We start from the raw sequence: 13359 nt of genomic DNA on the forward strand, positions 1-13359 counted from the left end.
GAAGGGAACTTTTTTATATTTCATAGCCTTTTTGTATTCTCTCTGTCTTAAAACGCTTCCAATTAATTAGGGGAGGATTTTCATTTTATGTTTTTCACACAATTATTTAAACCTGCGCCCCACGCAGAACGCTTACCAGCTGATCGCACTGATAGCGAATACCGCAAATTGCGTTTGCAAGTATTCTTAGGCATCTTCATCGGTTATGCGGGTTACTACTTTGTTCGAAAAAACTTTTCACTCGCAATGCCATACTTAATCGAACAAGGCTTTAGTAAAGGGGAACTTGGGGTTATCCTTTCAGCAGTATCTATCGCTTACGGATTAAGTAAATTTCTTATGGGTATCGTATCCGATCGTTGTAATCCTCGCTACTTTTTAGCAGCTGGGCTATTTTTATCCGGTATCATTAATATTATTTTCGGCTCATTTTCTTTCATTACAACGAGCATTATACTTATGTTTGTACTTCAGTTTTTAAATGGATGGGTACAAGGTATGGGATGGCCTCCTTGTGGTCGTACGATGGTTCACTGGTTCTCCATTAGTGAACGTGGTACAAAAATGTCTATTTGGAACGTCGCTCATAATGTCGGCGGCGCGCTTATGCCTTCTCTCGTTACATTAGGCTTATATTTCTTTGCAAATGACTGGAAAAGTATATTTTACTTCCCAGGTATTCTTTCAATTTTGGTGGGGATTTATGTATTAATTACGATGAGAGATACACCTCAATCTTGCGGATTACCTTCTATTGAAGAACATACTGGGGAATATCCATCAGATGAAAAAGTAGCGGACCGTGAACGCGAACTTTCGGTAAAGGAAATTTTATTTACATACATATTAAACAATAAGTTTTTATGGTACATCGCTATCGCTAATGTCTTTGTTTATTTCGTTCGTTACGGCGTTGTAGACTGGGCTCCTACTTATTTAGTAGAAGAAAAAAGCTTTACTCACAGTAGCTCACGTACAGCTTATGCTCTATACGAATGGGCTGGTATTCCAGGTACACTTCTTTGCGGATGGATGAGTGATAAACTATTTAAAGGGCGCCGCGCACCTGCTGGCATTCTATTTATGGTCGGTGTATTCATTGCCGTTCTTGTTTACTGGCTAAATCCTGCTGGGCATCCAATCATTGATAGTATCGCACTTGTTTCCATTGGATTTTTAATTTACGGACCTGTTATGCTAATTGGTCTTCACGCGCTTGACTTAGCACCCAAAAAAGCTGCTGGAACTGCCGCTGGGTTAACTGGGTTCTTCGGTTACCTAGGGGGGGCTACTTTTGCTAGCGCAGCTATGGGCTTTATTGTAGATGGATTCGGATGGGACGGCGGATTCATTTTGCTCCTTGCTTCTTGTGTGCTTGCAATGTTCTTCCTTGCTCTTACTTTAAATACAGGATCTGCTAAATCAAAAGAAGTTTAAACAAAATATAATGTGTAGAAAAATAAACATAAAAATAGCTCTCAGCATTTACTTACATGCTAAGAGCTATTTTTTATTTATCGTTCTTCTCTTGCTATTTATATTAATCATTTCCCTTCTATTCATACGATTAAAACATTTGCTGAAACATCTTTATTAAAACAGCTAACATAACAGATCCAGCAAATCCACCTAAACAAATTAAACTTACCCCTTGGCTATAAGACAAATTTTGAAATGATTTCATACCTTCCATCCTCCCTATATCCCCTTTGATATTCTTATTGTATCAATGGGAAAAATTTCATAACATCGATTTCGCTGACAGCTAACTTACAAATTTGTAAGTTAACATTTTTTTAAACTTATATATATTCTGTCCACATTCTCCCTCTTAATACATCAAAAAAGACCTCGAATTATATCAAGGTCCTGCTTACACTACAGAATATCTCACTTTATTTTATAATCATAACCGGGCATTTCACACGCTTTGCTATTTTATGACTTACACTACCAAGCACCATCTCTTGCAGTGTATTTAGCCCTCTACTCCCAGCAATAATAAGATCTATATCTCCTGTATTTACATATTGAACAATCGTATCTCCTGGATCGCCATGTAGAATCGTAATTTTGTAGGAAATGTTCTCTTTCTTTAATAAACCCTCAATCTCTTTTAATTTATCTTTTCGACTAGCTGATATTGTTTCTAAATCCGTTTGTCCTTGTATAATATCTGACTTTGCCGTTCTATTATCTACTACGTACACAACTTCAACATGTGTTTCTTCGTTAAATTTCGCAATATATGTTGCATGCTCGGCTGCTCGAAGTGCATGTTCAGAACCATCGCATGCTAATAAAATTTGTTTGTACATATGCTGAATCCCCTTTTCGTTATCCTACCCGTATTATATAATAAAGCCCCCTAAAAAGGAGGCTTCTAACTAGCAATTCTCTTATTATAAGTAGCTAAATTCGCAACGAGCTTCGAGCTACGTTCATTTAACCCTGTGATCCTTACTTTCACACCGTTCTGTTCATACTTCATTATAACTTTATCAATTGCCGCTACTGCTGAATCATCCCATACGTGTGCGTTAGTAAAGTTCATCTCAATTTCTTTCACATCTTCATTGTATGAAAAAGCATTTATATACTCTGCCGTAGATGCGAAGAATAGTTGGCCGTGAATTTCGTATATTTTCTTATTTTCAATATACAAATGTTTCACGTGAATCTTTGCCATATTGAATGCAAATAAAACTGCACTAATTATCGTTCCGATAATTACACCTAATCCTAAATTATGTGTAATTAGGACAATCACAACTGTTACGATCATAACAAATGCGTTTCCTTTTGGTACTTTATGAATCGTCGCTACAGAGTTCCAATCAAACGTCCCAATCGAAACCATAATCATAACTGCAACTAAAGCTGCCATCGGAATATGAACAACGTAATCACCTAAAACAAATAGCAATACGATTAAAAAACCACCGGCTACAAACGTCGATAATCTCCCGCGACCACCTGATTTAATGTTAATAACAGATTGTCCAATCATTGCACATCCTGCCATTCCTCCGAAGAAACCAGCAACAACGTTCGCAATCCCTTGTCCACGTGCCTCTTTATGCTTATTACTTTCCGTATGTGTCATATCGTCTAAAACCGACGCCGTTAATAATGACTCTAGTAAACCTATAACCGCTAGCATAACTGAATACGGTAAAATAATTGCTAATGTCTCAAGTGTAAATGGAACATCAGGAATACTAAAGAACGGTAATTCTTTCGGTAAGCTTCCCATATCCCCTACTGTTTTTAACTGTAATCCGCTCATAAGTGCAATGCTTGTCACAATAATAATTGAAATAAGTGTAGACGGAACAGCCGTCTTAATACGTGGAAATAAATATATAATTGCAAGTCCTAATGCGACAAGTGCATACATTTGCCAAGTTGCATTTTTAAAATGCGGAAATTGCGCTGTAAAAACTAAAATTCCAAGTGAATTTAAAAAACCACTCATAACGGATTTAGGAACAAACTTCATAAATGAGCTCAGCTTGAACACTCCAAAAATAATTTGAACAATACCTGTTACTATTGTCACAGCAAATAAATATTGCAAACCGTGATCCTTCACAAGAGTGACCATTAATAATGCCATCGCACCCGTTGCCGCCGAGATCATCCCTGGTCTTCCGCCGACAAACGAAATTGTAACCGCAATACAAAAGGCCGCGTACAATCCAACCGTCGGATCTACACCTGCAATAACAGAAAAAGCTATCGCTTCAGGAATTAATGCTAAAGCAACAACAACCCCTGATAGCACGTCCCCTCTTATATTTGAGAACCATTCATTTTTTATAGTTTGAAACAAAGTAACACTCCTCCACTCTTTTATCATTTGATTTTCTCCATAAGAAAATCAAGGCCGACTGCACGAAGGCTATTATATAACGAGCAAAGGATGTTGTACTATGTAAAAGTTTCCTAAAGAAAAGACGCTACCTTAGCAGCGTCTTTTCTCATTTCATTAATGTCCACCGTGACCTTGACCACTTTCCTGAACAATTTCTAACCTCTCATCCAATATACCTTGTGTTTCAAATGAAACATCACTACTACTTCCTAATAGGAAACCATGGTTATATGGTCCAAGTGTTGGATCATCTTTAAACTTCGGCTGAATAGTAGCAAGGAAGTCATAAACTGGTTGTGAAGCTTTTCCTTCCTCAAGCAAAACAACAGGGGCATGTTTACCCATATGTGAAAACGGTGCTCCCGCAATTGCTAAGTCTGGTGTTTTGCTTGAAACAAATGACAAACCGTGACCTGGTTTTGTGAATCCCCAGCCAAATTTCGTTTTTTCATCTTTAAATTTCGCAAATGCAACCGAATTTTCTGTTGGAGTCTCCCCACTAATACGCGTTACTTTCCCATATTTACTTAACTCTTTTTCTACTTCTTTCGAAACGATTTTTTCTGGTCCTAACACATATATATTCGCTTTATCTTTTCTCGTCTTTAATGCCTCTATTGTCGCTTCTGGCACTTTATTTTTTTCAGTATATAGAAGAGGTTCTGGCATATGAGAAATCCAATTTACAGCTGGTGTTGTATATAAACGTCCTTCTTCTTCAGACGAACCGATAATAACGCTATTTGGATAATTTCCTGTTATATCGGCATATTCTTTATCAACATCTTTAGCAAATTTAGCTGGGTCCGTTTCTTTTATTTGCTTTACTTTATATTCTTTTAATTGCTCTAGGCTAGATGCCCCTATATCCCCCATCACCATAATTTGCGTTCCATCTTTCGTTCCGAGCGGATTTAATCGTTTTATTTCTTTTAACGTCATTTCGGGTACCTTTTCTTTTTCTATAAATAAAATCGGTCCGTTATTCGGGTGATGAATAAGATCCGCACTTGCAATACCTAATTGCCACTCGTTCACTGGCACTAAAATAATAGCGCCTGGCTGATTCTCTTTATGCGTTGCTGGCCATATCGTTTGCGAAGTTAATACTGCCATTTGCAGAGGATCATTTGTATTTAATCTCGTTACATTTTTTAAACTTGTCGTTAATAAATCATTCGATGCACCTTGATTCATTTTTTTCGGTGCAGTTACCTCCTGATTCATTTTCATTTCCTTTTGCTCTGTTTTCTTCTCTTCTGTAGATTCATGATTTTTATGATCTGTACTCGTTTGTCCGCATGCCGCAAGACCGACTGCTGCAATTATTGTTATCCCCAAAATTCGGATCATCTTTTTCACTATATCGCCTCCGTATTATTCGTTTTCGAGCCAATATTATTACCTAAAATGGAATTTCAACTTTACAATAACAAGCAATTCTGAAGAAATTATGCAGATGCATTATAATCTGCACCATTTCTTCATGATTTTGACTTACAATTTAAGTAATAACTACAAATGCGGAGGTACTCTATGATCGATATACTACTCGTAGATGATGAACCGAGAATGCTTGAATTATTAACGCTTTATCTTACTCCAATCGGATATAACTGCGTATGTGCAGTATCCGGAGAAGAAGCTATTTCACATCTAGAAAATCGAAACTTCAAATTTATTTTACTCGATATTATGATGCCAAAGATGGATGGGTGGGAAACTTGCAAAAGAATTCGATCATTTAGTAACGTTCCTATCATTATGGTAACTGCTCGTGATCAAACGGTAGATGTCGTTCAAGGGTTAAAACTTGGAGCAGATGATTACGTGACGAAACCATTCCACGAAGAGGAGCTCTTCGCAAGAATTGAAGCTGTTTTACGCCGAACCAATCAACATGCACAAATCCAATATCACGGCATTTTATGGGATGAGGCCAAGCATTTCATTTCTGTCCATAATGAAGAACTTCTTCTCACCCCAATCGAATTCTCTTTACTCGGATTATTTTTACGTCATGTGAACTACGTATTAAGCCGTGATCAGCTCATTGAACGAATTTGGGGATTAAATACAAATACAGAAGATAGAACAGTCGATTCACATATTCGTAATTTACGTGATAAATTACGAAAAGTAAATTTCCCCATTGATCACCATTTAAAAACTGTTTACGGAGTAGGATATCGATGGATTGATATTGAAAACTAAGGAGCAAAACGATGAAGCGAATTTCTATTCAACTCGGATTTTATTTTCTAATTGTTACACTTTTAATCGAAAGTGTTCTATTTGTCTTGCTCTATTATAGCCTTGTAAACAATAGAGTGAATGAAGAAATGACTGCTTTATTAAAGCGTGGAAATAGTCACCGAGATGTCCTTGAAAAATATTTTGACAGGCAAACAATCTCCCATGTTGCTTTAATGGAATCCGAAGCTGAAACAACTGTTATTATTACAAATGCAAATAAGGAAATACTAGCTAAATCCAATGAAATAAATACTACTATAAAAAAACATATTGAAGGAATGCAAACACGAACAGATCATGATGGAGCAATTATAGAGAATCATTGGAAAACATCTAATTATATATGTACAGTTAGCCCAATTGTAGTGGCAGGAAAAACGGAAGGCTATGTATATATGTTTCTCGGGACGGAATCAATCGAAGAAATGGTTAACGGGCTCACACGGCAATTCATTATCGCTGGAGTCATTACTTTCCTATTAACAGCCATCACCATTTTTCTATTATCACGTTTGTTAACAAAACCATTGTTACACATGAAACAAGCGACTGAAAAAATGAGTAAGGGCGATTTATCCGTTTCATTAACAACTACTCGAAATGACGAAATTGGTGAACTAGCACAATCTATCCAAACTCTCGCAAATGATTTACATTATATGAAAACGGAGCGAAGTGAATTTCTAGCAAGTGTTGCTCACGAATTACGAACACCATTAACGTACGTAAGAGGTTATGCTGACATTGCATCAAAAGAAAACACACCCCCAGAGCAACGTTTACGATACTTATCCATTATAAAAGACGAGTCTGATTATATTACAAGCTTAGTCCAAGATTTATTTTCACTCGCTCAAATGGAAAAGCATAACTTTTTCATTCAAGTACAGGAAGTGCATTTACACATCTTCCTTACTCGCATCACTGAAAAAATAAATGTGATGTACGGAGAAAAACAAATTAAAGTTGTTTTCACATGTCCTTCCTCACTCTTAGTAAAGCTAGATGAGCAACGCTTTGAACAAGTTATGGCTAACATTTTAAATAACGCGTATAGACATTCAAAAGAACATTCTCATATAAATATTTCTGTTACAGAAGAACATAAACGTATTTCCATTACAATTGAAGATGAAGGCGAAGGTATTCCGCCTGAAGACCTCCCTCACATTTTCGATCGCTTTTACCGTGTTGATAAAGCGCGCTCTAGAGCTACAGGAGGCACTGGTTTAGGGCTCTCCATCGTAAAAGAAATCGTAGAACTACACGGCGGGAATATTACTGTCACAAGTGAAATTGATCACGGATCTTGCTTTACAATTTCATTGCCATCTATATAGAAACACGACTATCATCAATAGTCGTGTTTTCTTATCCTTTAGGACTTTACTTTATAATATAAATTTACGAATTGGCCAAAACGTTTCGTATCCGTTAAAGTTAAATTAATTTCTGGATTCTTTTCTTTAAATAACGGAACTCCAGAACCTAATATGTGAGGTGTAATCGTAACAACATATTCATCAATTAAATTATTCTTAAAGAACTCTCTCAGTAGACTCCCTCCACCGACCATCCATATTTTAGATCCTTCCTGCTCTTTCAACCTTTTTGTAAACTCTAATACATCTTCATTTACAAACTCTACATGTTCGTTTGAACCTTTTTCTGAATTAGAAAAAACATAACATTTTTTATCTAGGTACGGGAATGTTTCCGTATGCTCTATCACATAATCGTACGTTCTCTTTCCCATAATTATCGTATCAATTGTTTCGTACATTTCTGTATAACCGTTGTCTCCCTCACCTTCTGTTTCCATTAACCACTCTAAATCATCATCTTCTTTCGCGATAAATCCATCTAAGCTCGCTGCAATAAATAAAACAATTTCACGTGACATATCTTTTCCTCCTTACAGCTTCTATTGATAAAATCATCTTATAAGCACTATACTAACCATAAAACATGACAACTTATGTCATGTTAAAAAAGAAAAAGGTGATATCCTTGTCAAAAGCAAAACGTTTACTAGACATTCTTATATTTGCTTCTACGAAAAAAACATTTACAGCTCAAGAAATAGCTGATGAATTTAATATTTCCGTTCGTACGGTCCATAGATATATTTTAGATTTAAGTGATATGGGATTACCCATTTACGCTGAACAAGGTCGTAACGGAGGATATAAAGTATTAACAAGCAGCATGCTTCCCCCCATTTTATTTACCGAAGAAGAAGCGGTCTCCATCTTTTTTGCTTTTCAGTCTTTAAGCTACTACAGAGACTTGCCTTTTAACACAGGAATCAATTCCGTTACGCATAAACTGTATAGCTCCCTACAACATGATGCGAAAGCGAAAGTTGATAAAATACGATCTTATATCTCTTTTTGGAATCCGAAGAGAACAATTGATACACCTCTTTTAAACGAAGTATTAACCGCGGCTATTGAAAATAAAAATTTACACTTTCAATACGAATCTAAATCAGGGATTAAAACAAAACATGTTCATCCTATCGGTGTATATGCTCACGATGGTTTATGGTATTTGCCATCCTATGAATTTAGTAGAAAAAAAGTATTACTTTATCGTGTTGATCGCATTCTTTCTATATTATCAACGGAAGAAAATGAAGATACATTCATGAATTTAGAAGAGTGGTTTGCCTCTAACTCTAACGTAGTACACAGTCCTACTCAGTTACATGTTTTACTGACAACAGAAGGCGTACGTCAATGTAAAAGCGTTCCTTACCTTGAAGAGTTCGTTGTAGTAACGGAAGACGGGACAGGACATATACATTCAACAATTGATAAAGGAGAAATCCATTTTATTACGCCTTTATTTTATAGACTTGGAAAAGATGCAAAAGTTTTAGAACCGAAAGAATTAATAGATGGTTTACGCATACGTGCGAAAGAAGTTTTACATATGTATGAAGACTAAAAAATCCCTCTTTTAAAAACATAAAAACGTGAGCGCCCTATTCTCACGTTTTTATGTTTCACTTTACTAATTCAATTGTTTCTGTAACTTTTATACTATCCTTTACAGATTGAACAATTGTGCAATTTTTCACTGCAAGTTGCAGCGCCTTGTCTAATTGTTCTTCTGTAATGTTTTGCGCTTTAATTTTATAGTGCAAATGAACACTTTCAACTGGTTTTGATAAAGCTTCACTTCTACCAATTTCAGTTTCAATTGTAAACGTATCGTATGTAATACGTTTCTTTTCTAAAATTGTTTGGAAGACAATTGCACTACATCCTGCGATAGAAGACACGAGTAATTGTAACGGTGAATATCCGTTTTCTTTTCCAATCGCTAATTGACCATACGATAAATCCGCCTGTATATCATCGTGTTTGATTGTTAGTTTCATTTGGTGTCTCCATCTCCACTTTCATCGGTTTCTGCCGTTTCTTATTTATATAATAATATATGTAGCAGAAAATGATAAATGGAATACCACAATATAACGCCATTCGTTGTTCTGGAATAAACGCTAAACTAATAACAACGATGCTATTTGTAATTAAAGCTAAAATTGGAACAAGCGGGTATAGTGGTGTTCTATACTTTAAGTCGTCTAATTTTCCTCCGCCTTTTAAATACTGACTTCTAAAGCGAAGTTGTGATAAAGCAATAATGATCCAACTTGAAACAGCCGATAAACCAGCTATAGATAATAAATACATATATACTGTATCTTCTGCAAGGAAACTTGTTAATAAAGATAACGCCGCTACAGCAATCGTTACGACTAACGCTGTAATCGGAATACCACGTTTATTTACTTTCTTGAAAGAAGTTGGTGCCATTCCTTCATTTGCAAGTGACCATAGTATACGCGTTGCTGCATATAACCCTGAGTTCGCTACAGATAGAAGAGCTGTAATAATAACGAAGTTCATAATATCAGCTGCATATGGAATACCGATTTTATCAAATACAACTACGAATGGGCTTTCAATTATCCCTGCTTCTTTCCAAGAAATTAACCCTACTAAAATTGTCATTGTTAAAATGAAGAATAACATAATGCGCCATACTGTATTACGAATCGCACGTGGAATTGTTTTTTCAGGATTCTGACTCTCTCCTGCTGCAATCCCGATTAACTCTGTTCCTTGGAAGGAAAAGTTAACTGTAATCATCGTAAGAAGCACTGCAGCTAGTCCATTTGGGAATAGCCCACCATCACTTACAAAGTTAGAGAAAAGAGGCGCTGCTTCTTTTCCATCGTATGGTAAGAATCCTAGTAATGCGCTACCACCAAGTAAAATGAATGCAATAATTGTAACTACTTTAATACTAGAGAACCAAAACTCTAATTCAGCATAACTCTTCGCTGATATTGCATTTGAAGCATATAAAATAACTCCGAATACGAGACACCATACCCAAACATCAACATTCGGAAACCATCTTTTCATCATTAAACCGATCGATGTTAATTCTAATCCTACTGTTACTGCCCATCCAATCCAGTATAGCCAACCGATCATAAATCCAGTTCCTGGTCCAATAAACTTCGTCGCATACTTTTGGAAAGATCCTGAAACTGGCATTGCTACCGTTAGCTCTCCAAGACAAAGCATTGTTAAATACATAATAAATCCGCCCACTAAATATGAAAGGATGGCTCCCCCTGGTCCAGCCTGATTAATGGTGTAACCTGAACCTAGAAAAAAACCAGTTCCGATTACACCACCTAGTGCGATCATAAATAAATGTCTACTCTTCATCGTACGATGTAATTGCTCATTCGTTGTTTGCTGCATCTTAATCCTCCCCCTACAAGTACCCCTATCTCTTTTTAAAATTTTCTGATAATAAAAATATACACGAAAGCGATTACAATTTCTATATAAAATTAAAACTTTTCTGATAAAACAATATAAAAATTCAAATATTAAGAGCTCACAATACTAATTTGAGGAAAAAAAGGATTTATAAGGAAAAAACTCTTACATTTTTTTGTAAGAGTTAACGTATTTCTAATCTTCTAGATAAAATTGATAAACCGTAGTTTACAACAAAATACATACAGGCTGCTAGTATAAATGTCGGAATCATATAATTTACATTCTGCCCGCTAATAATTTGAGCATTATGCATAAGCTCTGGCAATGATATAACAACCGCTAATGACGTATCTTTTAACAATGAAATAAATTGACTAACAAGCAGGGGGACCATTCTTCTTAATGCTTGCGGCAAAATAATATGCCAAAGCGCTTGCACATACGTTAATCCAGAAGACCTTGCAGCCTCAATCTGCCCTTTTTCGATAGATAATAGACCGCTTCGAACAATTTCAGATATCATTGCCGCTTCAAATATTGTTAAAGCAACAATTGCAGCTGTTATAATTTCTAACTTCAATCCCGCTTCCGGAAGTGCAAAATACGTAAAAAATATAATTAAAAGTAGCGGTAAATTTCGAATGACTTCCACGATAAAGCCTAATATTTGTGAGACGACAGGTATTTTCGTATAGCGCAATATTCCTATTACACTACCAATAATAAAGCTAAGTACAATTGCTATGAGCGCTACCTCTAACGTTATGAGTAATCCTTTTAATAAAAAGAGGATATGATCACCTGTTATCGCTCCTTTAAAATCCATTTATACCGCCTCCTTTGCTAAGCGTTTTTCTAAATAACGCACTAGCATACTTAGCGGAATTGTTAATACTAAATAAAACATCCCGACAAATATATATACATCAAACGTAACGAACGTCTTCGTTGAAATTAAGTCTCCTTGATACATTAAATCCGTTCCAGCAATAATTCCGAGTATTGAAGAGTTTTTTACTAAATTGAGAAATTGATTTCCTAGAGGAGGAATGACGATTTTCATCGCTTGAGGTAAGACGACATGATACATCGCTTGCGTATAAGTTAATCCTGAAGAACGTGCTGCTTCCATTTGACCTTTCGCGACTGATAAAATACCAGCACGAATTACTTCCGCAATAAAAGCCGCTGTATAAACTGTAAGCGCAACTGTCCCTGCTACAAAACCGTTGAAAGTAATTCCTATTACAGGCAAAGCAAAATAGAAAATGAATGCAATTAATACGAGTGGAATATTTCTAACAAACTCTACATAGGCAGAGCCAATCCAATTCAAAATACGAATAGGTGAAATTCGCATCACTGCCATAACAATTCCTAAAACAAAACTTCCTATTAGTGCAACTACACTAGACATAACCGTATATTTAAATCCTTCTAAATACATATCAATGTTATTCGTTAATATAGAAAAATCAGGCACATATTCTCCCCTCTTTCTTTACAAGAAGAGGATGAGTACTCTCATCCTCTCACTCTTACTATTTATCACGAGAAATAAAGTTTCATTTTACTTCTCTTGTTTTTGACCAATCCATTTTTCATACAATTTATCGTATTCTCCATTCGCTTTCATATCTTTTAATAAACTATTAATCTCTTTCGTTAAATCGTCTGCACCTTTTTGTACTGCAATTCCATACGGTTCATCCGTGAAAATTTTCCCTACAACTTCATAATTAGAATCTTGTTTTGCCATTCCGTAAAGAATCGCATTATCTGTAGTTAAAACATCGCCTTTACCTGCTTTTAACGCTGTAAATGCCTCACTATAATTCTCAAACTCTAATACTGTTGCTTCTGGTGATTTTTGGCGAATGTTATTTGTAGATGTTGATCCTTTTACAGCTAATACTTTAACGCCTTGTTTTATATCATCAATGCTCTTAATATTGCTTCCTTTTTTCACAAGTAACGATTGTCCTGCTTTAAAATATACATCTGAGAAATCTACTTCTTTTTTGCGTTCTTCCGTAATTGTCATTGTCGCAATAATTGCATCAATATCACCATTTTTCAGCATCGGAATACGTGTTTTAGACGTTACTTCTTTCAACTCTAGTTTCTTTTCATCACCAAGAATTTTTTTCGCAAGTGCCTTCGCGATATCAATATCGAATCCTTCTACTTGCCCTGTTGAAGGGTTTTTCAATCCAAATAAATTCGTATCATTCTTCACTCCAACTACTAACTTCCCTCGCTTCTTAATTTGCTCAACAGCTCCGCCTTGCTTCGTATTCGTTTCTTTCGCCTCGTCTTTTTTCCCCCCGCACCCAGCAACAATAAACACGAATAAACATGAGAATACGATTAGGGTAAACAACTTTTTCATCTTAAGCATGAAATTCCTCC

Annotated in this window: 14 protein-coding genes; 4 read left to right on the forward strand and 10 right to left on the reverse strand. The window is 35.9% G+C overall.

Annotated features, from left to right (window positions below; genetic code table 11):
* Positions 1 to 87: 87 nt before the first annotated feature.
* Positions 88 to 1437, forward strand: a complete 1350-nt coding sequence (glpT, locus tag DN408_RS18995) for a glycerol-3-phosphate transporter (protein ID WP_002125238.1) — start codon at positions 88 to 90, stop codon at positions 1435 to 1437.
* Positions 1438 to 1567: 130 nt separating this feature from the next.
* Here the strand turns inward: glpT and DN408_RS19000 are convergent, their stop codons facing one another.
* From DN408_RS19000 to DN408_RS19015, 4 genes are all read right to left on the reverse strand, one after another.
* Positions 1568 to 1684, reverse strand: coding sequence for a DUF4027 family protein (locus DN408_RS19000; RefSeq protein ID WP_002125236.1), 117 nt, complete (start codon positions 1682 to 1684; stop codon positions 1568 to 1570).
* A 211-nt stretch (positions 1685 to 1895) separates the two neighbouring features.
* Positions 1896 to 2318: a universal stress protein gene (locus DN408_RS19005; protein WP_002010593.1), complete on the reverse strand. Its 423-nt coding sequence runs from the start codon at positions 2316 to 2318 to the stop codon at positions 1896 to 1898.
* 65 nt (positions 2319 to 2383) lie between these two features.
* Positions 2384 to 3835 carry a SulP family inorganic anion transporter gene (locus DN408_RS19010; protein ID WP_147740291.1) on the reverse strand — a complete coding sequence of 484 codons (1452 nt, stop codon included), beginning with the start codon at positions 3833 to 3835 and terminating at the stop codon, positions 2384 to 2386.
* A gap of 156 nt (positions 3836 to 3991) precedes the next feature.
* Positions 3992 to 5239 (reverse strand): cell wall-binding repeat-containing protein, encoded by a 1248-nt coding sequence (locus tag DN408_RS19015; RefSeq protein WP_002125231.1) that lies wholly within the window; start codon positions 5237 to 5239, stop codon positions 3992 to 3994.
* Between the two features lie 174 nt (positions 5240 to 5413).
* Here DN408_RS19015 and DN408_RS19020 point away from each other — a divergent pair, with 174 nt between their 5' ends.
* Together DN408_RS19020 and DN408_RS19025 are read left to right on the forward strand one after the other, a co-directional pair.
* Positions 5414 to 6091 carry a response regulator transcription factor gene (locus DN408_RS19020; RefSeq protein ID WP_002125228.1) on the forward strand — a complete coding sequence of 226 codons (678 nt, stop codon included), beginning with the start codon at positions 5414 to 5416 and terminating at the stop codon, positions 6089 to 6091.
* 11 nt (positions 6092 to 6102) lie between these two features.
* Positions 6103 to 7473: a sensor histidine kinase gene (locus DN408_RS19025; RefSeq protein ID WP_050000774.1), complete on the forward strand. Its 1371-nt coding sequence runs from the start codon at positions 6103 to 6105 to the stop codon at positions 7471 to 7473.
* A gap of 38 nt (positions 7474 to 7511) precedes the next feature.
* Here the strand turns inward: DN408_RS19025 and DN408_RS19030 are convergent, their stop codons facing one another.
* Positions 7512 to 8036 carry a dihydrofolate reductase family protein gene (locus tag DN408_RS19030; RefSeq protein WP_002125224.1) on the reverse strand — a complete coding sequence of 175 codons (525 nt, stop codon included), beginning with the start codon at positions 8034 to 8036 and terminating at the stop codon, positions 7512 to 7514.
* A 107-nt stretch (positions 8037 to 8143) separates the two neighbouring features.
* On the opposite strand from DN408_RS19030, the gene DN408_RS19035 reads away from it, so the two are divergent.
* Positions 8144 to 9085 carry a helix-turn-helix transcriptional regulator gene (locus DN408_RS19035; RefSeq protein WP_002125222.1) on the forward strand — a complete coding sequence of 314 codons (942 nt, stop codon included), beginning with the start codon at positions 8144 to 8146 and terminating at the stop codon, positions 9083 to 9085.
* A gap of 58 nt (positions 9086 to 9143) precedes the next feature.
* Here the strand turns inward: DN408_RS19035 and DN408_RS19040 are convergent, their stop codons facing one another.
* From DN408_RS19040 to glnH, 5 genes are all read right to left on the reverse strand, one after another.
* On the reverse strand, positions 9144 to 9521 hold the full coding sequence (locus tag DN408_RS19040; RefSeq protein WP_050000773.1) for an OsmC family protein: 378 nt from the start codon (positions 9519 to 9521) through the stop codon (positions 9144 to 9146).
* On the reverse strand, positions 9496 to 10923 hold the full coding sequence (locus DN408_RS19045; protein WP_050000772.1) for an amino acid permease: 1428 nt from the start codon (positions 10921 to 10923) through the stop codon (positions 9496 to 9498). The genes DN408_RS19040 and DN408_RS19045 overlap by 26 nt, the downstream gene beginning before the upstream one ends.
* Before the next feature lie 205 nt (positions 10924 to 11128).
* Positions 11129 to 11773 carry an amino acid ABC transporter permease gene (locus tag DN408_RS19050; RefSeq protein WP_078178023.1) on the reverse strand — a complete coding sequence of 215 codons (645 nt, stop codon included), beginning with the start codon at positions 11771 to 11773 and terminating at the stop codon, positions 11129 to 11131.
* Entirely contained in the window at positions 11774 to 12430 is a 657-nt protein-coding gene (locus DN408_RS19055; RefSeq protein WP_002090963.1) for an amino acid ABC transporter permease, read from the reverse strand. It lies immediately after the preceding gene.
* An 87-nt stretch (positions 12431 to 12517) separates the two neighbouring features.
* Positions 12518 to 13348: a glutamine ABC transporter substrate-binding protein GlnH gene (gene glnH, locus DN408_RS19060; protein ID WP_002125212.1), complete on the reverse strand. Its 831-nt coding sequence runs from the start codon at positions 13346 to 13348 to the stop codon at positions 12518 to 12520.
* Positions 13349 to 13359 lie beyond the last annotated feature (11 nt).

The organism is Bacillus sp. AR13-1, assembly GCF_008042285.1.
Lineage (GTDB): Bacteria > Bacillota > Bacilli > Bacillales > Bacillaceae_G > Bacillus_A > Bacillus_A mycoides.

Coding starts and splice junctions, on each gene's coding strand:
- glpT (WP_002125238.1), top strand. CDS start 88: ATGTTTTTCACACAATTATTTAAACCTGCGCCCCACGCAGAACGCTTA.
- DN408_RS19000 (WP_002125236.1), bottom strand. CDS start 1,684: ATGAAATCATTTCAAAATTTGTCTTATAGCCAAGGGGTAAGTTTAATT.
- DN408_RS19005 (WP_002010593.1), bottom strand. CDS start 2,318: ATGTACAAACAAATTTTATTAGCATGCGATGGTTCTGAACATGCACTT.
- DN408_RS19020 (WP_002125228.1), top strand. CDS start 5,414: ATGATCGATATACTACTCGTAGATGATGAACCGAGAATGCTTGAATTA.
- DN408_RS19025 (WP_050000774.1), top strand. CDS start 6,103: ATGAAGCGAATTTCTATTCAACTCGGATTTTATTTTCTAATTGTTACA.
- DN408_RS19030 (WP_002125224.1), bottom strand. CDS start 8,036: ATGTCACGTGAAATTGTTTTATTTATTGCAGCGAGCTTAGATGGATTT.
- DN408_RS19040 (WP_050000773.1), bottom strand. CDS start 9,521: ATGAAACTAACAATCAAACACGATGATATACAGGCGGATTTATCGTAT.
- DN408_RS19045 (WP_050000772.1), bottom strand. CDS start 10,923: ATGCAGCAAACAACGAATGAGCAATTACATCGTACGATGAAGAGTAGA.
- DN408_RS19050 (WP_078178023.1), bottom strand. CDS start 11,773: ATGGATTTTAAAGGAGCGATAACAGGTGATCATATCCTCTTTTTATTA.
- glnH (WP_002125212.1), bottom strand. CDS start 13,348: ATGCTTAAGATGAAAAAGTTGTTTACCCTAATCGTATTCTCATGTTTA.